The 20,094-nt window shown below is 41.4% G+C and carries 25 protein-coding genes; 9 read left to right on the top strand and 16 right to left on the bottom strand.

The window, feature by feature from the left end; all coding sequences use genetic code 11:
* Positions 1-24 precede the first annotated feature (24 nt).
* The gene (locus L4D76_RS12660) at positions 25-372 is read left to right on the top strand and encodes a DUF3653 domain-containing protein (RefSeq protein WP_428441254.1); all 348 of its coding nucleotides are present in this window, start codon (positions 25-27) and stop codon (positions 370-372) included.
* Here the strand turns inward: L4D76_RS12660 and L4D76_RS12655 are convergent.
* From L4D76_RS12655 to L4D76_RS12645, 3 genes are all read right to left on the bottom strand, one after another.
* Positions 333-950, bottom strand: a complete 618-nt coding sequence (locus L4D76_RS12655) for an abortive infection system antitoxin AbiGi family protein (protein ID WP_428441253.1) — start codon at positions 948-950, stop codon at positions 333-335. The two genes, L4D76_RS12660 and L4D76_RS12655, sit on opposite strands and share 40 nt — an antisense overlap.
* A gap of 256 nt (positions 951-1,206) precedes the next feature.
* On the bottom strand, positions 1,207-1,404 hold the full coding sequence (locus L4D76_RS12650) for a hypothetical protein (RefSeq protein WP_428441252.1): 198 nt from the start codon (positions 1,402-1,404) through the stop codon (positions 1,207-1,209).
* A 138-nt stretch (positions 1,405-1,542) separates the two neighbouring features.
* Entirely contained in the window at positions 1,543-1,824 is a 282-nt protein-coding gene (locus L4D76_RS12645; RefSeq protein ID WP_428441251.1) for a hypothetical protein, read from the bottom strand.
* 367 nt (positions 1,825-2,191) lie between these two features.
* Here L4D76_RS12645 and L4D76_RS12640 point away from each other — a divergent pair, with 367 nt between their 5' ends.
* Entirely contained in the window at positions 2,192-4,759 is a 2,568-nt protein-coding gene (locus L4D76_RS12640) for an AAA family ATPase (RefSeq protein WP_428441250.1), read from the top strand.
* A 29-nt stretch (positions 4,760-4,788) separates the two neighbouring features.
* Here the strand turns inward: L4D76_RS12640 and L4D76_RS12635 are convergent, their stop codons facing one another.
* The 5 genes from L4D76_RS12635 to L4D76_RS12615 form a co-directional block, all read right to left on the bottom strand.
* On the bottom strand, positions 4,789-5,391 hold the full coding sequence (locus L4D76_RS12635; RefSeq protein WP_428441249.1) for an ATP-binding protein: 603 nt from the start codon (positions 5,389-5,391) through the stop codon (positions 4,789-4,791).
* Between the two features lie 47 nt (positions 5,392-5,438).
* Positions 5,439-5,897 (bottom strand): META domain-containing protein, encoded by a 459-nt coding sequence (locus L4D76_RS12630; RefSeq protein WP_428441248.1) that lies wholly within the window; start codon positions 5,895-5,897, stop codon positions 5,439-5,441.
* Between the two features lie 390 nt (positions 5,898-6,287).
* Positions 6,288-6,653, bottom strand: a complete 366-nt coding sequence (locus L4D76_RS12625) for an MmcQ/YjbR family DNA-binding protein (protein ID WP_428441247.1) — start codon at positions 6,651-6,653, stop codon at positions 6,288-6,290.
* Between the two features lie 147 nt (positions 6,654-6,800).
* Complete coding sequence (locus L4D76_RS12620; protein WP_428441246.1) at positions 6,801-7,385, bottom strand: DUF1294 domain-containing protein; 585 nt, start codon at positions 7,383-7,385, stop codon at positions 6,801-6,803.
* Between the two features lie 126 nt (positions 7,386-7,511).
* On the bottom strand, positions 7,512-7,976 hold the full coding sequence (locus L4D76_RS12615; RefSeq protein ID WP_428441245.1) for an ASCH domain-containing protein: 465 nt from the start codon (positions 7,974-7,976) through the stop codon (positions 7,512-7,514).
* A 383-nt stretch (positions 7,977-8,359) separates the two neighbouring features.
* Between L4D76_RS12615 and L4D76_RS12610 the strand changes: the two genes are divergently transcribed.
* Complete coding sequence (locus L4D76_RS12610) at positions 8,360-8,908, top strand: EamA family transporter (protein ID WP_428441244.1); 549 nt, start codon at positions 8,360-8,362, stop codon at positions 8,906-8,908.
* 207 nt (positions 8,909-9,115) lie between these two features.
* Here the strand turns inward: L4D76_RS12610 and L4D76_RS12605 are convergent, their stop codons facing one another.
* The 3 genes from L4D76_RS12605 to L4D76_RS12595 all read right to left on the bottom strand — a co-directional run bounded on the left by L4D76_RS12605 (position 9,116) and on the right by L4D76_RS12595 (position 10,804).
* A complete protein-coding gene (locus L4D76_RS12605) occupies positions 9,116-9,385 on the bottom strand; it encodes a hypothetical protein (RefSeq protein ID WP_428441243.1) in 270 nt (89 codons plus the stop codon).
* Between the two features lie 260 nt (positions 9,386-9,645).
* On the bottom strand, positions 9,646-10,029 hold the full coding sequence (locus L4D76_RS12600; protein ID WP_428441242.1) for a nuclear transport factor 2 family protein: 384 nt from the start codon (positions 10,027-10,029) through the stop codon (positions 9,646-9,648).
* A 502-nt stretch (positions 10,030-10,531) separates the two neighbouring features.
* The gene (locus L4D76_RS12595; protein ID WP_428441241.1) at positions 10,532-10,804 is read right to left on the bottom strand and encodes a hypothetical protein; all 273 of its coding nucleotides are present in this window, start codon (positions 10,802-10,804) and stop codon (positions 10,532-10,534) included.
* 576 nt (positions 10,805-11,380) lie between these two features.
* On the opposite strand from L4D76_RS12595, the gene L4D76_RS12590 reads away from it, so the two are divergent.
* From L4D76_RS12590 to L4D76_RS12580, 3 genes are all read left to right on the top strand, one after another.
* The gene (locus L4D76_RS12590) at positions 11,381-12,754 is read left to right on the top strand and encodes an SLC13 family permease (protein ID WP_428441240.1); all 1,374 of its coding nucleotides are present in this window, start codon (positions 11,381-11,383) and stop codon (positions 12,752-12,754) included.
* A gap of 312 nt (positions 12,755-13,066) precedes the next feature.
* The gene (locus tag L4D76_RS12585) at positions 13,067-14,566 is read left to right on the top strand and encodes an alginate export family protein (protein ID WP_428441239.1); all 1,500 of its coding nucleotides are present in this window, start codon (positions 13,067-13,069) and stop codon (positions 14,564-14,566) included.
* Positions 14,567-14,603: 37 nt separating this feature from the next.
* Positions 14,604-15,890: a BamA/TamA family outer membrane protein gene (locus L4D76_RS12580; RefSeq protein WP_428441238.1), complete on the top strand. Its 1,287-nt coding sequence runs from the start codon at positions 14,604-14,606 to the stop codon at positions 15,888-15,890.
* Positions 15,891-16,020: 130 nt separating this feature from the next.
* On the opposite strand, the gene L4D76_RS12575 is transcribed toward L4D76_RS12580, so the two are convergent.
* Complete coding sequence (locus tag L4D76_RS12575; RefSeq protein ID WP_428441237.1) at positions 16,021-16,203, bottom strand: hypothetical protein; 183 nt, start codon at positions 16,201-16,203, stop codon at positions 16,021-16,023.
* Positions 16,204-16,252: 49 nt separating this feature from the next.
* Between L4D76_RS12575 and L4D76_RS12570 the strand changes: the two genes are divergently transcribed.
* Together L4D76_RS12570 and L4D76_RS12565 are read left to right on the top strand one after the other, a co-directional pair.
* Positions 16,253-16,531 (top strand): hypothetical protein, encoded by a 279-nt coding sequence (locus L4D76_RS12570; RefSeq protein WP_428441236.1) that lies wholly within the window; start codon positions 16,253-16,255, stop codon positions 16,529-16,531.
* Complete coding sequence (locus tag L4D76_RS12565) at positions 16,525-16,830, top strand: hypothetical protein (protein ID WP_428441235.1); 306 nt, start codon at positions 16,525-16,527, stop codon at positions 16,828-16,830. The genes L4D76_RS12570 and L4D76_RS12565 overlap by 7 nt, the downstream gene beginning before the upstream one ends.
* Positions 16,831-17,162: 332 nt before the next feature.
* Here the strand turns inward: L4D76_RS12565 and L4D76_RS12560 are convergent, their stop codons facing one another.
* The gene (locus L4D76_RS12560) at positions 17,163-17,894 is read right to left on the bottom strand and encodes a flagellar brake protein (protein ID WP_428441234.1); all 732 of its coding nucleotides are present in this window, start codon (positions 17,892-17,894) and stop codon (positions 17,163-17,165) included.
* A 389-nt stretch (positions 17,895-18,283) separates the two neighbouring features.
* On the opposite strand from L4D76_RS12560, the gene L4D76_RS12555 reads away from it, so the two are divergent.
* Positions 18,284-18,529: a hypothetical protein gene (locus L4D76_RS12555; protein WP_428441233.1), complete on the top strand. Its 246-nt coding sequence runs from the start codon at positions 18,284-18,286 to the stop codon at positions 18,527-18,529.
* Positions 18,530-18,645: 116 nt separating this feature from the next.
* Here L4D76_RS12555 and L4D76_RS12550 read toward each other — a convergent pair whose 3' ends face one another.
* The 3 genes from L4D76_RS12550 to matP form a co-directional block, all read right to left on the bottom strand.
* On the bottom strand, positions 18,646-19,038 hold the full coding sequence (locus L4D76_RS12550) for a PPC domain-containing DNA-binding protein (protein WP_428441232.1): 393 nt from the start codon (positions 19,036-19,038) through the stop codon (positions 18,646-18,648).
* A 99-nt stretch (positions 19,039-19,137) separates the two neighbouring features.
* Positions 19,138-19,443 (bottom strand): DUF3634 family protein, encoded by a 306-nt coding sequence (locus L4D76_RS12545; RefSeq protein WP_428441231.1) that lies wholly within the window; start codon positions 19,441-19,443, stop codon positions 19,138-19,140.
* A 94-nt stretch (positions 19,444-19,537) separates the two neighbouring features.
* A complete protein-coding gene (gene matP, locus L4D76_RS12540; RefSeq protein WP_428441230.1) occupies positions 19,538-20,014 on the bottom strand; it encodes a macrodomain Ter protein MatP in 477 nt (158 codons plus the stop codon).
* Positions 20,015-20,094: the final 80 nt, after the last annotated feature.

Below are 20,094 nucleotides of genomic sequence, written 5' to 3'. Positions count from 1 at the left end.
TTGCGCTTTCCGGGATGACGCGCTGTGATCCTTGTTTTTAGCCATATTGATGAATACCGCTGTGTGATTGTCACGCCCGAAGGCCGACGATTCAGCCCCAAAGAGCTCGATTCGTGGGCGCTGCGTTATGATGAATATCACGCCTTAAAACGAATGTACGAGCTGGACTATGTGCCGGTGCGCTCTAACGTGGTAACGGCGTTGCCGTTCCGTGGTGGTCATCGGGTCAAAGCAATACAAAGTGACACGTCACCAAAGAGAAAAAGAAAGCCTACCGTAAGGCACAAGCTAAACGAGTTAAAGCTAAGTAGTAAAGAGCCCTATTATAGGGCTCAATCCAACGTCTCAGTGAGACTTAGAGGATCAATATAACGGCATTGATAATTTGGTCCTAGATTCTCAGCTTCTGCATAATTAAAAAAACCACGTGCATCTTGATGGCGGTTGGCAGGTATAATTAAAAAAGCAACATCATCTGGCTTAAAACAAAAATCACCCAATAGCCTCCATTCCCTTTCCCATTGAAATTGATACGATGAATTCTCATACTCACCAGCAATATCAATAAATGGAAAAATCACTTCAAGCTGATGCTCAATATCTTCTGTACTCAGGTTATATAGTTGATTTAACGCATTATGCTGCACACTTCCTTTATCAACATACCATACCCTTTGAGCGCCACTTCCCAGAAGCTTCTGCTTTTTAAAGGCTATTCCAAAGTTACTGCGCCTCTTTACTAGTTTGGCTAGATATTTCGGTGGGATTTCACTAAAGCATATGGATTTTTTCTTATGTAAGAAACTTTTAAAGCCAAAGGATTTTTTTGCCTTGATAACACCTGCGCTTAATATGCTCATAATTTGATTATATGAGTCATCTTTACCCACAAGATGAATGAGGTACTCCGAAATGTCATTGTCATGAAAAACAGTGTTTGGCTCTGTCACTAATTTATAACCTATATGGAGTTACAATATTTATTGTAGATTACAGCATTAATACATTTTGTGCCTAAGCTCTATTTTTATTATACCACTCTAGCTTCATAATCCGCTTCTCATGTTGTGCTAGCATCTTCTTAAGCTCATCCAGTACTGATTCATGTGCCTTTACAGAACGGAAAAGTAAGTAACATATGATAAGAGTTGGCGGTGTTACCCCCAACTCTGCAAACAGTTTTATGAGTTCTCCCATATCACAGCCCTATTTCTTCTCTTTACGGAAGGTATCCCACAGGCCAATCAGCATGGCCGCTACTGCCGGAATAATGCCGCCAACCTGAGCGCCCGTTTCGCCAATTGCCACATTAGCTAACTCAGTATTGCCTACCAGCAATCCTGCAGCGGCACTGCCTAGAAGAATCAAACCTGTTTGTGTGCTCTTTTGCTTAAAGTCGATCATAGTAATCCCTTAGAACGTAAAAATTTAAGTGTGTATGCGCCGATGACGACGCCCGCCACGCTAATAGCGATTGTTTTTACTGCCGGATTCATGCCAGTTTCACCCCTTGCATGACCTCAGAAATTGGATATTCGCGCCCTACTTCCATGCGCGCCATTGCCTGTAGCAAATAGCGGTTAAGTCGTCGTTCTTCACATCAATCGGCGTGTATTTGCTGATGTCTGTCCATTCACTCACTAGGCTGGCGTAATAGTCGGTTTCATTCTCGTGGCTTGGTGCGAACGTGTGAATGATGTCGTGAATGGTATTGATACCGCGCCGCTGGTAACTGCGAAGGATTCGCGCCCCGGCACGGAAGCCGTATTTCACATGGGTGAATTCTTCAAAGGCTGAATCGTCATTACCAGCCGGCATCTTCAATCGGGTCGAGCTCTTTCGGGCATGGTGCAAAGTTAGTACTTAACAATTCCATGTTTGCCCCTTAACCGATTTGGTCTTCAACGGCATCAACATTATTTGATGCCCAGACAACGCCAGCCTCGACAATTAACGCAATCACCCCGGTGATCACATAGCCTTTCATTTTTGCATTCATGCTTATTGCTCTCTGTGGTTACATAAACGTGGTAAAGAGCCAATAGCAAAACAGGCGATTCGGTTTTAAGGCAAACAAAAAAAGCCCTTTAACCTATAGGTTAAAACGTTACAAAGTTGATTCACATCGCGTTATCTACGTCTAGTTAGATGGTAACATTCTGCCTTATTTTCTAGACACGGAACAATTTATATGACTCCCACCGAACAAATAATAAATTGGACGAATGATACTCGCCGTCCTGTATGGTGGAGACATGCTGTTAGGCTTGCTCTTGAAAAAACGAAACTCACTATTGATGACTATAATGTATTAATTAATATTGCATTAATGCAAAGTGGCTTAGCTCCTAAAACACCAGAATATGAGACATATAAAAAGCCAATAACTCCAATGGGTAACCAATCAAAAAATGAATCGGTTATTCTAGAGTCAATATCAGATGTCGTAAACATAGGTGCTTTACAGCCTAATCAAGTGCTAAACTTCTCCTCTGATGGAATTACAGTTATATATGGAGATAACGGTTCAGGAAAATCTAGTTATACAAGAGTCTTGAAAAATGCTTGTTTGACCCGTGGAGATAAACCTGTAGTAATAGGTAATGCATTTAATGGATGTAAAGATGAACCATCGGCAACACTTAATATTAGTGTTTCAGGGGTTAAAGATAGTGTTAAATGGACACGTAATATTAAGGGTAATAACAACCTCAAGTCAATAAGAGTATTTGATGACAGCTCCGCCCAGCATTATATAAACAAAGAAGATAATCTTGATTTTAATTTATCAGGAATGCATTTGTTAGATGAGTTAATTAAAGCATGTAAATATGTGAAAATTGAAATTGAAAAATACAAATACCCAATAGTAAGCCTTCCAATTGTAGACTTCCCTACAAAAAATAAAGTTAGTGACTTTTATAACAGTGTGAACTCTAAAACCAAACTGAATGAATTTAAAAAAAGCTTTTATTTTGATGCTGATGCTCTTAAAACAAAAAAAGAACTACTGGCAGAACTTACAAGTAAGTCACCAGAAAAGCTAAAACAGCACTTTAGCCATCAGCATTCGTTATTAAAGCCACTTTTTGAAGAGTTAACAAGATTAACAAGGTTATTAAATGATGATGCCGTATTACAAATAAAAAACTTATCAGATGAATACAAGACTGCAGAATTTGCTTTAAATCAAATAACTAAATCAACGTTTGATAACCTGCCTTACAATGAAATAGGAACTCAAACATGGAAAAGTATGTGGGATTCAGCGATGATCTTCATTCAATCGTCAGGGAATCAAACTCCATTGAAAAATGGTGATACTTGTCCATTGTGTTTACAGGGCATTGGGAATGAATCAGCTTTAAAACTTGAACATTTTTATAAATTCCTGTCAGGTGATGTCCAAAAAAAACATGATGCATCACATAAAAAACTTAATTCATTTATAAATCCACTTAAAACATTAAATATAAACAAAGAATCACATCAAGGGGTTATAAATAATCTAGCTAGCTCTCAAAAAATAATCAGTGATGCGTTCAATGATTATTTTGATAATTTAAATACTAGAAGAATTAACCTCACTAGCAAAGAGCCTACTTATGATTTTGATAAATTAGATGACAGATGCGTAATTTGGCTTGATAAGAAAATAAAATCTCTTATCGAAAAGACCGCAGCAGTTAAAGATGATAATGAACTCAGATTACTAATATCTAAAACGACTGAAGAAATAGCATTATTAGAGTCCATCAAAGTGATTCAACCTCAATTTGGTGTTATTGAAAATAGAATTAACTATTTACTTCATGTTGAAAAAATCGATTCTTTATTAAAAGAAACAAACATATCATCAGTTACTAGGTTGAATAGTGACATAAGCCAGAGTGGTTTTATTGGTTTATTGAAAGAAGAGTTTTCAGAACAACTGAAAAAGTTAGGTTTTAAACGATATGAAATAATAGCTAAGACCAGAGGTTCTAGTGGTCAGCAAATGCTAAAGTTTGAAATTAACTCCATTGGAAGTAACTTATCTACTATCGCTAGTGAAGGTGAACAAAAATGTATAGCTCTCGCTGGATTTTTAGCTGAATTGAAGGTTGATGATAGAAATTCCTCTGTAATATTTGATGACCCAATAAATTCTTTAGATCATCATTGGCGAAGAAAGTTTTCTGAAAGAATTGTGGAAGAGTCAAAAACTAGACAAATTATTGTTTTCTCTCATGACTTGGCATTTTTGAAAATGCTTGAAGAATCTTCAGATAAAAACATTGCGTTACATGCAGTTGATCGTATGGGTAAAAATGTCGGGGTCTGTAGCGATAACCCACCTTGGGATGCAACTAAAACTGAAAAGCGTATAGGGTTACTAAAACAAGATCTTGTTAAAATACAGAAGAACTTTCGTTTAAATAATATGGAAGAGGTGCGAGAAAACATTAGAACCTTCTATAGTAAAAAGCGCGAAACATGGGAAAGATTAGTAGAAGAATGGTTAATTTTTGGTATTGTTGAGCGTTTTGGTCGGGATGTCCAAACAACGAAAAATCATCACCTTTTGGATACAACTGAAGAGGATATTCAAACAATCAAAGAAGGTATGGACACATGCTGTAAATACTTAGGTGGTCATGATAAATCCGGAGGGTTAGGTATTGAATATCCTGATGCTGATGAAATCCAAGAAGATTTGGATAAATTAGAAAAACAATTTAAGTTACTTAAACATAAAAGAAATAAAAAACGTAAATGATTTTATTGGCCACATTCTTGTGGCCTTTTTTACCATTGAATTTCCCCTCTCCTCCATGCCTTACCATCCTGCAGAATGTATTCGAGTTTTGCCAACGGGATAATCTCACTTGCAGGAATCCCCGTTTTACGCTGAATGTAATTCGCACTGTCATCGGCTTTCTGCATCATCACACACGCATACTGACAGTTATCAATGATCGTCTTTGATACTTCCTGCCCACGTTGGAACATGTTTATAGTGTGAATATTGTATTTCCGCCCTAGCCTCAATAACTTGCCATGATAACCCGTTGCTTTACCCGTGGTATGGCTATGCTCGGCAACTTCTTCACAAATTACCTTTATAGGTTTGGCATGCTTACCATCACCGACACCCCACGCAATTGAACAAAAACGGTCAAAATCATCTTCGGTGGTTTCTCGTTTCGGGTAATACGCAATTTTAAACCCTTGTTTGGTTTTACGACCAGCAATGACCGCGATTGCAAAGTCACGAAGGTTGGAATAACTGCGAACGACACGCCCTGCCAATTGGCCTTGGTAGTCATTGAGCGGATCAAAAATCGCCACTTGGTCGGCGGGTTTGATAAACAGCTTTTTGGCTGCGGAAGTTTTCCCGCAGCCTGACATACCAACCTCATACGCTCAGTAAAAATCAAGCGTGAAATATCACTAGATCAGGGCTTTAGTTTGAACATGGCATCTCTGTTATCATCAATAGCTACAACGAGTTCTTCTCCCTCAATACCATAGCGAGTTGCATACTGCATAAGGTTCTCTATAGCTAAAGCCTGTTCAACCTGTGTATCGCTACAAGTGATGACTGTTGTTGCCAGCATTACTTCAAAAGCGACAATGTTCCCATCCAAGGTAAAGGTTCCACTTAACTCTCCGCAGCCCGTTGCCATATTGAATGTGCCATCCTCCTTGAGTTCGAGCACTGCTGGTTTGTCCGTGTCGGCTTTCATTATGGCGTCTAGTTCACGTATCGTAAGCAGTTCCCAAGAGTTGTTCACTACGACAGGGGTAAGTCCATCGTTATCGATTTTTTGTTTGGGGGCATCACGGTTTGTACAGCCACTAATCAAACAGCCCATCACGGCGACCACAAGCAAGGCAAACTTAACGTTTTTCATTTTTATATCTCCGTTACATTCCAATTAATTATTAGCTTGCTCTGCATCGCTTTCAATAAATTAGTCGAACGGCTTGGTTTTAGGGTTGCTCGTTATGTTTCACGGAGGTAGATTCAGACATTACATGTAGCATGCGAGTATCTTATGAAAAAGAACAAGATACTCTATCTGCCAGTAGTTAAAAGTTGTATGCAATACCCACCGACATCATAGAAACGTCTTCTCCTGCATCGAGTTCGTATAGTTCATATTCAGCTCGTATTGATACTGGATTTAAAGTGACGCGGTCACTAAAGAGAAAGATAAGGCTTACCGTAAAGTTCAGGCTAAGAAAACCGCTGAGTGCAAAGCATCACCTTGATGCCTTTTATGGGGCAATGCCCACAACCGTTATTCCTGATTTAAACCAAGCTCTCTTTGCTTTTTTTTAGTAAGTCCCAACGACACAATCCGATGGGACTCTTTGAGGTAATACATTAATTCTTCATCAGTTTCTTTTGAACTCTCGTATTGTTGTATCCATTTCATTCCTCGAGAGGCAAAGTAAGGTGCTGGTTTATAGCCGGTATGCTCACTTAAAAAAACAAAGTTAAGATCTGATGTCTTAAAGATGAAAGCTGGATTGTTATTTTGTCCCAAACCACCAATAGCGAACACTTTACCACCCACTTTCCAGACATGAGAGTTATTCCATTGAACTACGTATGTAGTAGCCGGTAATGATCTACAGAACTCGTTATATTCATCATAAGTCATACTAACGTTCCTTTTACCTCATAACGCCTAACATAAATTGTGCCACGTAGAGTCCGCCAAGTTCACTGAACTTCAAACTAAAACCGCCGAGTGTAACGCATCACCTTGATTGCATTGTATTCCTATCAATACACCATGCGCATTATTTCATTGAGAAAACGGCTTGTATGAGAGGCCCCTTCGGGGGGTTAATAGCCAAATAAATGCTGAGCAATTTAAAACAATTGTTATCCAGAGTATCATCTTAAACGGTTGCTTCTGAGATTTATGACGCAGTGTACTTTGAGCAATTAATGCCCCTGGCCAACCACCAATCAATGAGAAAAAATGTAATGTGCTTTCTGATGTTCTCCACTCGCCTTTTTGTGCCGCACTCTTGTCCCAGGCGTATATAACGAAAGTAAAAAGACTTAACAAGGCATAAACTGTCAGCAGCAACAATGGCGTATCAAGAACAAAAAATGAGCCAGCGACAAAAACTAAGTATGAACAACTGAACAATATAGAGGGTGGTAATCCCTTTGACCTCGCATTGGTCAAAATAACGTTAGTTGCATTATTCCGTTTTTGCTCATCTTTAGTTATCTCGAAACTGACGAGGTCATTTAACTTAGGACGAACATTGCGGTTTTTTAATGCTTTAATATGGAGAAAAATACGCCCATAACCAGAATTAGGAGCAATGAACCCATACCCTTTCTGATCGTTCCACTCAACAATTTTACCATTCATACCCAAAATTACCTTTTAGAGGCTAACGCCTGCAATAAGATGCACACTCACTAAACTAATAAAGTGCGTAGAACTCCATACCAAAACTGCCGAGTGTAACGTATCACCTTGATTGCTTTATATTGCCTATTGATGCACTACATGAAATCGCTCTAAAACAAGCATCATATCTTCACTTGGTTCGATATTAAGCTCTACACATTCTTGTGCAAAGAAATCCCAATGGGCTTTTCGCCACCATTCTAGTGAACGATCACCTTCACCTTCCATATACGCAAAATCAGCGGTAACATCGGAATACTTACACTCTTCAACCGAATCAATTTCAACGATACAAATAGGCTTACCATTCCAATCTGTGACGACCATCAAGTGACCAATTTCTGGCATTGGTTCATCATCTGATTCATACCAATATTTCAGGCTACAGGTTGCTGTCTTTTGACCAATACGAATTAATCCAGCACATAAATTGGCATTATGTTCATCAGCACAAAAGTAGTCTGCGCTAAATGATTGATATTTCTTACGTTCAGAATCACTTAATGATTCAAGGTATTGATCTAGATAAATTTTTGATTGTTCTTCCATGATTTCTTAGTTCCTTTTTAAATTTTCGTTTCAGATTATCCCGATAAAAACATAACATCGTATTCAACGTCCGGTTTCGTATATCTCGACATAACAAGATAAATCATCCACCTCATTGATTACTTTCACTTAAGCCATACTATGGTTTATAGTATTTAGAATCAATAACCTACAATGATTACAGTGTGCTGAGATGCTTATTCCAACTAAGTAATCCGCTTATCATGCAATTCCAGCATTTTCTTAATCCACACAATATCCGTTTTCATGGCAATGCCCGTACCGAAGGCGGAGAAAAATCCAGTCACATTTCACCTGAAGCATAATCACGCTTTCTTTCCCCTTGTGGCCATGTTGTGGCCGGCGATCCGTCTGGGTTTAGTTTGCGGCCGGAACTCTTAGTTGGACTCGGCGCAGGTATTTTCAATGCTGGATCGCAAGTCAGCTTGTACCGCGTCAGCAAAGGAGCACTGTCGCCTATCGCCCTGAATGCATGGTGCTTCTTATTGGCAGTAGGTCTATTGTTGCCGGTGCTCATACTAAACAGCGATCCAGTGAATATGCAGCACATGCTGGCTCAAATGCTGGATCTGCAAACGCTACTGGTACCAATGTTGGTGCTATTAGCCGTGTGCATTGTGAATACACAAGTCTTTCGGGTGAAAGCCTATCAGTTGGTAGAATCGGGATCGCAATTGGCGCCGCTGATTTTCACTAACTTGTTGTTCTCTATCATTTGGCAAGTGCTGTACTTTGACCAAACGTTGGAATGGAACAAAATCGCGGGTGTCGGTATGATTGTCATGGCGACCTTGTTCAATACGTTCTTACCGAGCTTGCAGCGTCTTCTTAAACAACAGAATCATCTCAAACAGCAATGTCGGCACAACAACGGGCCCAACAGCAACTCCGCGCTATTAACCCGGTTCTGATACACCCTGAAACTTCAAACCCAGCACACCGAAAGGCTGAACACGTTAAAAAGGGATAAACAGCACACAATTTATGATGAGAACAGAATGTGATAGAGAAGGTTTCGGCCATCGGAAGTGCGGGGCAAAATTCATATTTCGTGGGTGGCCTTTATGCCTACGGCATAAAAAGCGCCTCTAATAACGGGACGCTTTAATGTGTTCTAGTTACGACTTATCATTATTAACTTTCAATGCTTCTTGAATCGCATCAGCAAATCTAGACAAATATTGCATGTTGGCATCAAGTCGATAGCCATCAACATTAGAAGATTCTGCTCGAATTAGTTCAAGAGCACATGAAACGGCAATAGCTCGTTGAGTTTCTGGTTCTGAATTCTGATAAAAAGAATCAGTTGTTCCATTACCATTAAACTGTACTTTTAAGTAATCATTAAATGATACAGAATTCTTCACAGCAACATTAACATCTGACATATGAATCCCCACGATATTAAGTAAGTTACTTATATATAATGGGGGTTAATCTCGATTAAACAAGCACCTTTTTCATGTGTTATAACGGATGTGCGATCTGGATTACATTCCGACCCGCTACCATGGTGGTCCCAGGGTCAAAGAACCATGAAGTGACACGGTCACGAAAGAGAAAAAGAAGGCTTCCCGTAAAGCTCGTGGGCCAAGAAAGCTAAGCGACTTCCCTAGCCTTGTGAGTGTAACCTGTCAACTTGATGGTTTTAACTGCTCACTTGAATTGTAACCCATGGTTTTCGCCAATCAGGGGCTGGATAATCATCGGGCCAATATTCCGTTTGTTTAGAAATCAAACCATTCTCAACTGTATGAAAAGTAATTGCTTTAGCTTTTAAAGAACCATCAGTAATACTTACATCAGTGACAACCTGATCACCCTCGCAAACAATCGAGTTAACGGTAAATTTCCATCTACCTTCTGCAGGGTAATGAGTATTAATTGCTGAGAAATTCTTACGTCCTGTGATTAACTCTGAAGATTGAGGCGAATAATTTTCAAAGTCCTCAGATAACCACAAACTTGCCTTTTCAAAATCATTTCTTTCCATTGCCTTCCAAAAAGAAAGCACGACTTCCCTTGCTGTCATCATTTTCTCCTTAGCTGTTAACGCTTAGCGCATTCGATAAATTCACAATACCAGTTACATTTCAAACCACGAATGCCAAATCACAGCCCTATTTCTTTTCTAATGGTATTGATGCCGTGGTATTTCATGCAGCGGGAAATCAAGACATTTTAAAATGGGGTAAACACATTTTTGCGAGTGAGATCATCAACTTTCGACCGTTGGTCTGTTAGATTAAGTGCTTACCGATATGCATATGAGTGCACGTTTTTATTAAAGGATAAATCCATGTCTAAATCTACAGGCAGAAAGCGTTTTTGGTTTTTTCAATCACGTGACAATGATCAGTTAAGAGTTAAAAAAACATAATACTAAATAAAAAATCACAAGAAGAGGTCGCCCAACGGCGACCTTTTTTACGTTACAGGGTTATGATTTTGGTCACCTGTATGCTCTGGCCTGGCATTGGTTATCCACTGATTCTGTGGATTAAAAATAGACGATTTAACGTATAGTGTTTTCATTAACAAGTCGGCTCTGTTACTGGGTGCCAGGTGTTATTATCCTCTTTAGCCAGCCATTCCCACCCTTTCGTTCCTTCTACATGTTTGTTGACATCCCGTTCACTTGGGTATAATCCAAATAGAAATAATTCATAAGCCTGACCACGTTGGTCACATACTGTAAGGGTTCGATCTCCCCTGAATGTCATGGGTCCGCTATCGTTGACACACATTGCTTTCAGCTGCTTGTTTGAGTGACGAAATTCTTTTCCTTTCCAACCTGCAATACACATCAAAAAATATCCCTTTTCGTGTTAGACAATAAATAGGTGTGCTCTCTGGCTGTGGTCCCATTTACCAATAAGTTAATTTCATTTTGGTATTTCTGTTATTGATTAAATGGTCATGCAAAATTACTCGTCAACGACGCTGGGGAAATGGAAGTAAGTCACAAAACTATGAATCAGATTGCTCATAGTTAGCAATGTTACCGTTATCTGTTGATCATTCTAATTACTGCTCAATGCAATATTGAAAACAGTAAGCATTTTAAATCATTTGCAAGAAATTCCACCCAGGGAGTTGGATTTGTAGGCGCTGCGGATGATAAGTATCACGCATTAAATCGAATGTGCGTGATCAAATAATCATAAAATGGCTACACATTTCGCCTTCATGATTCTTCACCTCATACTTCTTGATATCAACATGTAACACCTTGGTTTTAGTTGTTAATTTTATTAACACTCAAGACGCGGCTGTGCAATAATTATACTAACCTTTATGCCTATGCCTAGCCGGAGTATGCCATCCAGAGCTGTCGTACATAGGTCATTTATCAAATGAACATAACGTACTAAGGAAAGCTTATGACAACCTTAAGTCTCGCCATAAAAAATTGGTTGTTTGACCGCAAAAGTCTGATTTTTCTTGCTGATGTCTCACTGCTTGTGGTTATGTTAAACACCCTGCCATTTGAGCCCAATGTTGTAGCTGGTCTCAGTCTGCTAACCTTTATTGCCATACTTTGGTTAACAGAAGCCATTCACGTTAGTATCACCGCCATTCTAGTTCCCCTGCTGGCAGTTGGACTGGGGGTCTTTAAAACACCTGAGGCTCTCAGTAGCTTCGCCAACCCGATTATTTTCCTTTTCCTTGGTGGCTTTGCGCTGGCGGCAGCCATGCATCGTCAAGATCTGGATAAAGCAATTGCCGATAAGGTCTTGCTGATAGCCCAAGGTCATATGGCCATCGCCGTCATGATGTTGTTCGGTGTTACTGCTTTCCTTTCAATGTGGATCAGCAACACTGCAACAACGGCAATGATGCTACCTCTGGTACTGGGCATTCTGGCCAAGGTTAATTCTAAAACTGGTCACAACACCTATGTCTTTGTACTGCTTGGGATAGCATACTGCGCCAGTATTGGCGGTATTGCTACCATCGTTGGCAGCCCGCCCAACGCGATTGCTGCAGCCGAAGTGGGGTTGAGTTTTACAGAATGGATGGCCCTGGGTTTACCGGTCACACTGGTTCTGCTACCTATAGCGGTTGGCCTGCTTTATTTGATGCTAAAGCCAAATCTGAAGCATACTTTTGAAATAACCCACGAGCCAGTCAAATGGGATAATGCAAAGCTGACCACTTTGGTTATCTTTGGCCTTACCGTATCCATGTGGATTTTCAGCAAGCCCCTGAACGCTTACCTTGGCGGCTTTAGCAAGTTTGATAGCCTAGTGGCCCTGTCTGCTATCGTGATGCTGGGTGTTGCTCGTGTGGTTGAATGGAAAGACATTGATAAATCAACCGACTGGGGCGTATTGCTCCTATTTGGCGGCGGGATCTGTCTGAGTAACGTACTCAAAGCAACTGGCGCCAGTGTCTTCCTAGCCCACAGCCTGAGTGGCTTTCTTGAACAAGCCGGGCTGTTCTTCACTTTTCTGATAGTGGTTGCCTTCGTGGTTTTCCTGACGGAATTTGCCAGTAACACCGCAAGTGCCGCTCTGCTGGTGCCGATATTCGCCTCAATAGCTGAAGTTCTGGGTGTATCGCCAGTGATCCTGTCGGTGCTGATCGGTGTTGCTGCATCATGTGCTTTTATGTTGCCAGTTGCTACACCACCCAATGCTATCGTGTTTGGCTCAGGTCATATCAAGCAGCGCGAGATGATGGCAGTCGGTGTTGTTCTTAACATTGCCTGTATCGTCACCCTATCTTTGTTTGCCTGGTTGTTCTGGCAATAGCAGAGAAAGGTCAGAACTTTTCTGTTCCTTTGATATGTTTAAATGAAGCATAACTTTCAATGAAAAGAGCTGGACTTCCCTGCTCTTTTTATTATTTGCGTGACCTTGATGATTGCGCTGATTGAAATAACTCATTCTGGTTTTTAATGATCTTGTCTTCAGGAGATTGGCGTTATGGCGGAGTTCATAAAATCCGATACTTTTCCTTGATGGATCATATATAGAAACCTATGTTTAATCATATTCATAGATCTATGATAGGCATTATTTTATGCCTTTCATGACTTGTTTCTTGACGTTTGGGGTGTCCTCTTGAACTTAAGATCACGATTTATCTATATCGCACCCTTTCTGTGTTTCTTTTGGTTATCGCAGCTGCAGGCGCAAACAACAAATAACGACAGCGGTGATATTGATAGCAGTAGCAATGTAAAGAGCAGTGACAGTATTGAGAATACCAGTCGTAACGTGCAGTTTCCCTCTCATATTCCTCGTGCCCGCTGGTCTGAAGATTGGTCGCGCTTACGTACAGAAGAACCCGATTACAGCGATGAATGGCTCCCTTTTAAGCATATAGAACTAGCTGATGATTCAGATAATTTCATCAGCTTTGGCGGTGAATATCGTTTTACCTATGAACGTTACGATCCTGAAGGCAGAGGCATGTCTGACATTGGGGAACAGGATGTGTTTCTGCATCGTTTTGCCGTCCATGCCGATTGGCACCCTGCTGATAAATTACGTCTGTTTTTGCAGCTCGGAGCTGCGGCAGCTTCAGATCGCGAGGGAGGCAACAAAGCCGGTGATAAATCCCATCTCAATATTTGGCAGCTCTTTGTCGATGGTCGTTTACCCTTGAATAATGACGAACGGTTGGATATACGCGTCGGCAGGCAGTTCATTGAAAAGTACAACTGGCTAGTGGGCGCCGGAGAAGCGAGAAATGTACGTCAGTATTATGATGGTGTTCGCGTGGCCTGGCTGGACAGAGGCTTTGCTAAGTTTGATTTTTATGCTGCAGAATTCGTCGACGCCGCAGAAGAGAGCTTTGAAATGGCGGGAACCGATGAATATTTCTGGGGTGCAAATAGTGAAATGCGTTTTGATGACTACAATTTTAACCTGCTGTATTTTGGTTGGAATTTAAAAGGTCTGCAATTTGAACAAGATGGTGGAAACCGTCATGATGAAACGCGCCACACCCTAACAGCCAGGTTGTATCGCCCTGTCACTCTGCAGAGGCAGTGGTTATTTGATAGCTATTTGATTTACCAATTTGGTGAGTATGAAGACAGCAAAAACAGCAATATCAGCGCTTATGCGGTTTTTGGTGAAGTGAAATACGCGTTTTACCCACAAGAAGAAACCCCCATTATTGGCATTAAGGCGAGTTACTTTTCCGGCGATGACGATCCCAACGATAATAAACTCAATACTTTCTACGATCCTATTTTTGTTACCCCGTATTTTACTTACGCCAGAGACGTGATGCCTTATAACCTGATGCATCTGCAACCCAATGTCGGCTATCGCTTTAATAGTGAACTGCAGATGACTTTAAGTAATGATTTTCTATGGCGAGCAGAAAAAAATGACGCCTTTTATACCGGAGCCAGTGCAATCGGTGTCAATGCCAGCCAGAGTGATCACCGTTATATTGGTAGCCAGCTACAATTATCGTTGAACTGGGTAGCAACAAGGCAAATAGTGATTTCCTCTCATCTGGCACATTTTAATGCCGCTGACGTGGTTGAAGATGGTGGCGGGGAAAATCAACTGTATACCCATTTGGGGCTCAGTTATATGTTCTAAGCTGCATCCGGCGCTAGTGTCAACAGATGGAACTGTCATGCGAATACTATTTCTTTATTTCTCCCTCGTCCTTTCACTGCTTTTTAGCGTGACGGTTTACAGCCAGGATATTCGCCTGGAGATTGGAGAGGAAGAGCCGGTGCCACACTGGATAACGTTGCCGTTTCTGTTTCATACCGAATCGCTAGATACTGCCTATGGCCTTGCCGGAGGAACGTCAGGGTATTTCCAGCCGCAGATGTCCACCTTTGGCGCGATTATGGACACGACAAACGACTCCCGCGGACTGTTTATTTCTATCAAAGACTACCAGTTTCAGTCGCTGCCACGACTGTTTGCAACGTTTACCGGCTCGATTGGTGATTGGACCGATCAGCGCAGCTATGCCGGCTTCAATCCCGACTATCCCAAAGAACGTGGTGGCTCCAATGAGTCCAGTGATGACAACTATATTACGGGCAAAGGCCGCAACAACTGGTTTGATCTTAGTTTTCGTTATCTGCTGCCTACCGGTGACGGCCGCGATACCCTGATCAATACCTTTTTCCTCGATCGCGGCATTATTGAGTCCGGCGAACTCAATACCAGTGAATGGAACCCGTCGACCAGCGGCCGGCTCTATTTTGAGACCATGCTATTTTCTCACCAACGCAACTTTGATCAGAATCCGGGAGAAATTGCAGGCGATACTAACGGCCTGTCATTGGCGCTGGAATACGACAACCGTAACTTCCCAGTCGATCCATCCAAAGGTAGCTTTCAACGTTTTACTATAAACCGCGATTTTGGCATGTTTGACAGCACCAGTAGCTGGACCAACTTGGATCTCGATTTACGAAAATATCTGTCTTTAGCCGAAACAAAATGGTTTCGTCAGCGGGTACTGGCCCTGAATGCCTGGACCTCCTACACTCCCTCTTGGGAAAAGAGTGTCACCCATAACGGCCCGGTCATTGACCATCGGCCACCTAATTCTAAGGGGGCATCACTGGGCGGATTTGAGCGGCTGCGTGCTTATCCGATGCATCGTTTCAGCGACAAGGCTGCTCTTCTCTACTCTGCAGAAATGCGCCTGACCACCCAATGGAACCCGCACCGTTGGCAACTTCTGAGATCCCTTGATGTGGACTGGGTACAGGTGGTGCCTTTTGCCGAAATAGGGCGAGTTGCCGACAGTTGGTCTGCTAGTGAGCTGCACAAAGATATGAAATGGGATCTCGGTATTGGCTTTCGCTTTATGATGCACAAAGCCGTGTTTCGTGCAGAGTTTGCCACCAGTGAGGACTCTTGGTCCTCCTGGATGATGGTCGGGCAGCCCTTCTGACGTTTTATTCCCTGCTTCCTTGAACGTTTAAATATACCGCTATTGCCCCCAACCTCTTTCTCTCTGATGAAATACATATACCTTATACTCGCGATCTGATTAACATCCCTTTTAATCCCAACAGCGACATTTACTCTACCCAACGAACACAACGTGCATAGCCTTTAAATCGTCGTGGAGCACGCCAGTTTGCGCCCAGCATGTAGGCTTGTATCCAGGCGTTCTCATGGGCATTATTGAAGGAGTTACCGTCAGCCGTGAAACGCTGCTGGACCGGTAAGGTTGTTACGCACAGTTCGCTTACTGTCGCCATTAAAAATATACGCAGTGCATTTGCCTCTATTGGTGAGGACAATATCATTGTGACTGAGCCCAAAAAAGGCTACTCACTCAGGCTCAGAAATAGTCATTACCGGGCACCTGAAGCGCTTGATGTTGAACAAAACAATGAAGTCATTGAGGACGTTTTACCAGCATCAAAACTTACTCACACCGGAAAATATCTTTCTGTTTTTACGAAAGAATTTGGCTTACAGCTGGTTTTCTTCTTGTTAACGATTTTTGCCTGCAGCCAGTATTTCTTCTTTGTTGAAGAAACAACGGTAGCGAGTATCCGGGCTACGGTAAAGAAGTCATGTTGACGTCTTTTAATCACGGTCGGGTGAAAATTCAATTCACCGCCAAAAATTCAGATAACGCTATTGTTATCTCAAAGCAGTTCTTTGGCTTCTTCATGCGTTTAGGCTCACACTATTTCTTATTCGCCTCCGAACAAGATGGCGCTGAAAAGGAGCAACGATTTACAGTAAGAAGTTACTTTATTAAATCTGCTGGCGATAACGACGCATTACTGATTTCTGATCAGCGAGGCGTTTTTATTACTAAAGATGGCACACTGATTCACTTAAATAGTGTTCTTACAGGCCACCACCTTGTTTAATAATTATTTATTAAATGAATCAGTTACAAGGTAACAAAAGAAAGGTGTTCGGGATCCAGTTCTAACCACGTGTTCCTCAGATTACGCAAACAGTATGTTCCTCACTTAACGGAATGAAGAAGTTTGGTGACTGAACGCGCCAAAACTTTTGTGATGTAGAACTAATAATATATTTATGTTTGATCTGAGTTGAATCTGCGGATTGTTTGTTTTATTTTGCTTTGAATGTAAAGTTATAGTGCATTAGCTTTGTTAACACGATGCTGTGTAAAAATCTCAACCCACGGCGCTGTATGTCAACTCGGTCTTGATGATTGAAGGCTCATTCAGCTCTACAGCTGCATCTGTTTAAAAGATAAACTTGAACCATCGAAAATAAGTTGCGCTAATAATTGTTTAGCTCCCTGCTGACCTTGGCCGTCAAACATCACCCCACAATTTTTCAACGCGCCATTTTTTTGCATGCTGCGAACGGTACCGGTTAGTTGATAATGCTGCGTAGAGCTTGGATTTTTCACCGTTATGGAGATCACATCATCAGCATCAAATGTTGGGCCATTAACGCCAAATTGAAAACAACACCCTTTCGCCGAAAGATCTTTAAAATCCACCAGCAGATTGCGATTTACGATTGGTATATGACCCTGTAACTTAACTTCGTAGCGAGGTTCACTGCGTAACTGCATTAAAGACATCGTATGCGGGATCTTTAACAATAATAAGCCGACCGGCTTATTAATGACATATGCTACCTGGCTTTTAAAGTTAACGATTGCCCCTTCCCCCCTGTCGGAGATCGCCTTTACCGTGATCCAAAAACCTTCACAAAAATAATCATCTAAATCATGCGGGGTTAACTTCGGCAGCGTTAACACAAGGTGTTCCGTGCCATCAGAACCGATGAATTTTGTTTCGCATCTAAATAAACGTCCAAGGGGGGTTTTCACACTGATAGTGACAAGACTGCCATGATTTATCATCTCTATCCCCCGGTTCCCTTGAACCGTTTGCTCTCGCTTTTTAGATAAGAGTCGTTGTTTTAAGTCATTTCCATTCTGGATCAAGGGCGTCCTACCGAGCTAGAGCTGTCTTTAGCATGTTGATTAATCGATAATTTTAATACAATGGTGTCTTTTTTAAAATAAGCCATTGTAAATATAGCTTCAAGGTATAAGTTTGTCTGAGGCTCTATTTTATGGTGTTATCGAGTTATTGAAAGTCAATTTGAAGGTGTTTGTGTTCTTTGTCACACCATAAAGTTATAGTGCATCAGTGAAAGAAAGATCATTAAGAGAGCCCCTACATCAAGTTCAGGCTCTTTACTTACCCGTCCAAATGCAATCAATATTGATAAAACCACTTGATAAACGCCTGGGAGAATGCAATCTTTCCTTCCTTCATCAATAAGTTATGCGTTAAAATGCTTCTTTATTAGCAGTTAGCCGGAGAGATCATGGCAATCACCATTCGGGATCTAGACCAGCATTATTTCATGATCGAAGAGCTTAAAGCATTAACCAATAGTAATGTCACGACCAAAGCCTTAATTAAAGGCGGTTACTTGGCGGTTGATTTAGGTAAGCAATATGAAGCAGAGAAAGAACGAAGAATTAAAGTAGAAGAAGAGCTGGAACAGCTCAAACAGATGATTGCTAACTACCTGGCCAGCCAAAGCGCCCTGCACAACGTCATCAAATAATCGAGGCAAAACCTGAAATTCTTAACTCTGTGCGATTGGCAATATTAAGAATTTCAAGCTAATCGCTTATCCAACCGGGATAAGCGACCTCTACCCGTTTATAGCAATGCCATTAACTAGCGAACCACCAGCTCATCAAATCCTGTGTTGCCATCAGGCTCTCGTGAAAATGTCAGGTTGTTATAACTAACTAAGCAAATTTCAGCCGTATAAGAGACCAGGCATCCCTCTATTAAATGACCACCAAAGACTTGACCGGCTTTGTCTGAAACAGAGATGTGCAAATGGACATGCTCTGGGGTTAACGTACCAGAGAGCGTGAGAATTTCTAAAGGTCCGTTCAAAGATAAGGTTTTCGTCTCATCAGCAAGCCTTATACGCGCTTCTGACAAGCAACCGACGCCTGTTAGCAATGAACCGGCTTTAACTGAATTGGCTTTTACATAGGCAAGAATGGAAGATTTAAGATCGTTCCCTTCTGTTAAACGAAATGCGTGGGGTTGAATCATAGAATAAGGTCGCTTTTAGGCACTCAGAATGGGTATAAGACAAATGCGTTAACAAAAAAGGCTTCATCAGAAGCCTTTTCAATCCGAAAAAATATAAGGTCAGGCACGCCGCCCTTGCTTTTTGGTTGGGCCGGAATGCGGAAAGATATTATGAATGCGCTGTTTAACCTTGCTTGGTACCGATTTAGAGTAAACCAGTTTCGTTGTAAATCGGTTTTTATAAACTTTAACTTGTCCCGAAAACGGCTGTTTATGCGCAATGTCTTTACATCCCGTCAGAAAGCCATTAGGTATGCTCCCCTTTGAATAGGTAAGCTCACCGTTATCAAATTTCAATACCATTACCGGACGATCTTTGAACACAAGAAAGGCCACAGCAATGGCTAGTAAAATGACATATTCCATCCATTAACTCCTAATTGCGTATATTTTCTTTAAGCGTATATCAAATCGAGCATTTTATCCGCGAACTCGGCATATCGGTGATGTAAGACAATCTTTAATCAAGTGCGTCAAAATCAGGTGCATCGAAATCCAACAACTCATGCAAATCTTTACGAATATCCAGGACTTTTTTACTGACTGTTTCCGTGCGACTACTTTCACTCAACAGATATTCAATGGTGTCGGATAACGTCGAATCTAATTCTCTCGATTTTTCAGCCAGCTTTTCCCACACACGGTAATCAAGATCGATAGACTTTTTACGCGTGTGTACCTGCTCGGCGTTGAAATGCCGCTTACGTTTGGCACGTATGGCCTGCTTGAGTTTTTTATCAAGCTCAGGCGACATGTGCTTACTAATCCACTCAATGACTTTGGTGGGTTCATGCTCAATAGTAAGCAATGCCTGAATAGCGGCTTCAGCCTCACTCGTATCGATATAACGAGTGACTGCATCGCCTTCTTTCCATTTCTTAACCAGGTAAGTCCATTTCCAACCGGCTTCGAGGTTTTCAAGCTGCTGATATTTCATATACGTGAGTTATTCTCAAAAAGTCTACACTTAGTATGTGACAGTGTAACTGTTGGCACATAAAAGCTCAATTACCTTTA

The organism is Photobacterium sagamiensis, assembly GCF_050337085.1.
Taxonomy (GTDB): Bacteria; Pseudomonadota; Gammaproteobacteria; order Enterobacterales; family Vibrionaceae; genus Photobacterium; species Photobacterium sagamiensis.
Note: the sequence above shows the minus strand (reverse complement) of the source record. Positions and strands in the feature narration are given on the sequence as shown.

Coding starts and splice junctions, on each gene's coding strand:
- L4D76_RS12650 (WP_428441252.1), bottom strand. CDS start 1,404: ATGATCGACTTTAAGCAAAAGAGCACACAAACAGGTTTGATTCTTCTA.
- L4D76_RS12640 (WP_428441250.1), top strand. CDS start 2,192: ATGACTCCCACCGAACAAATAATAAATTGGACGAATGATACTCGCCGT.
- L4D76_RS12635 (WP_428441249.1), bottom strand. CDS start 5,391: ATGTCAGGCTGCGGGAAAACTTCCGCAGCCAAAAAGCTGTTTATCAAA.
- L4D76_RS12630 (WP_428441248.1), bottom strand. CDS start 5,897: ATGAAAAACGTTAAGTTTGCCTTGCTTGTGGTCGCCGTGATGGGCTGT.
- L4D76_RS12625 (WP_428441247.1), bottom strand. CDS start 6,653: ATGACTTATGATGAATATAACGAGTTCTGTAGATCATTACCGGCTACT.
- L4D76_RS12620 (WP_428441246.1), bottom strand. CDS start 7,385: ATGAATGGTAAAATTGTTGAGTGGAACGATCAGAAAGGGTATGGGTTC.
- L4D76_RS12615 (WP_428441245.1), bottom strand. CDS start 7,976: ATGGAAGAACAATCAAAAATTTATCTAGATCAATACCTTGAATCATTA.
- L4D76_RS12605 (WP_428441243.1), bottom strand. CDS start 9,385: ATGTCAGATGTTAATGTTGCTGTGAAGAATTCTGTATCATTTAATGAT.
- L4D76_RS12600 (WP_428441242.1), bottom strand. CDS start 10,029: ATGACAGCAAGGGAAGTCGTGCTTTCTTTTTGGAAGGCAATGGAAAGA.
- L4D76_RS12595 (WP_428441241.1), bottom strand. CDS start 10,804: ATGTGTATTGCAGGTTGGAAAGGAAAAGAATTTCGTCACTCAAACAAG.
- L4D76_RS12590 (WP_428441240.1), top strand. CDS start 11,381: ATGACAACCTTAAGTCTCGCCATAAAAAATTGGTTGTTTGACCGCAAA.
- L4D76_RS12580 (WP_428441238.1), top strand. CDS start 14,604: ATGCGAATACTATTTCTTTATTTCTCCCTCGTCCTTTCACTGCTTTTT.
- L4D76_RS12575 (WP_428441237.1), bottom strand. CDS start 16,203: ATGGCGACAGTAAGCGAACTGTGCGTAACAACCTTACCGGTCCAGCAG.
- L4D76_RS12565 (WP_428441235.1), top strand. CDS start 16,525: ATGTTGACGTCTTTTAATCACGGTCGGGTGAAAATTCAATTCACCGCC.
- L4D76_RS12555 (WP_428441233.1), top strand. CDS start 18,284: ATGGCAATCACCATTCGGGATCTAGACCAGCATTATTTCATGATCGAA.
- L4D76_RS12550 (WP_428441232.1), bottom strand. CDS start 19,038: ATGATTCAACCCCACGCATTTCGTTTAACAGAAGGGAACGATCTTAAA.
- L4D76_RS12545 (WP_428441231.1), bottom strand. CDS start 19,443: ATGGAATATGTCATTTTACTAGCCATTGCTGTGGCCTTTCTTGTGTTC.
- matP (WP_428441230.1), bottom strand. CDS start 20,014: ATGAAATATCAGCAGCTTGAAAACCTCGAAGCCGGTTGGAAATGGACT.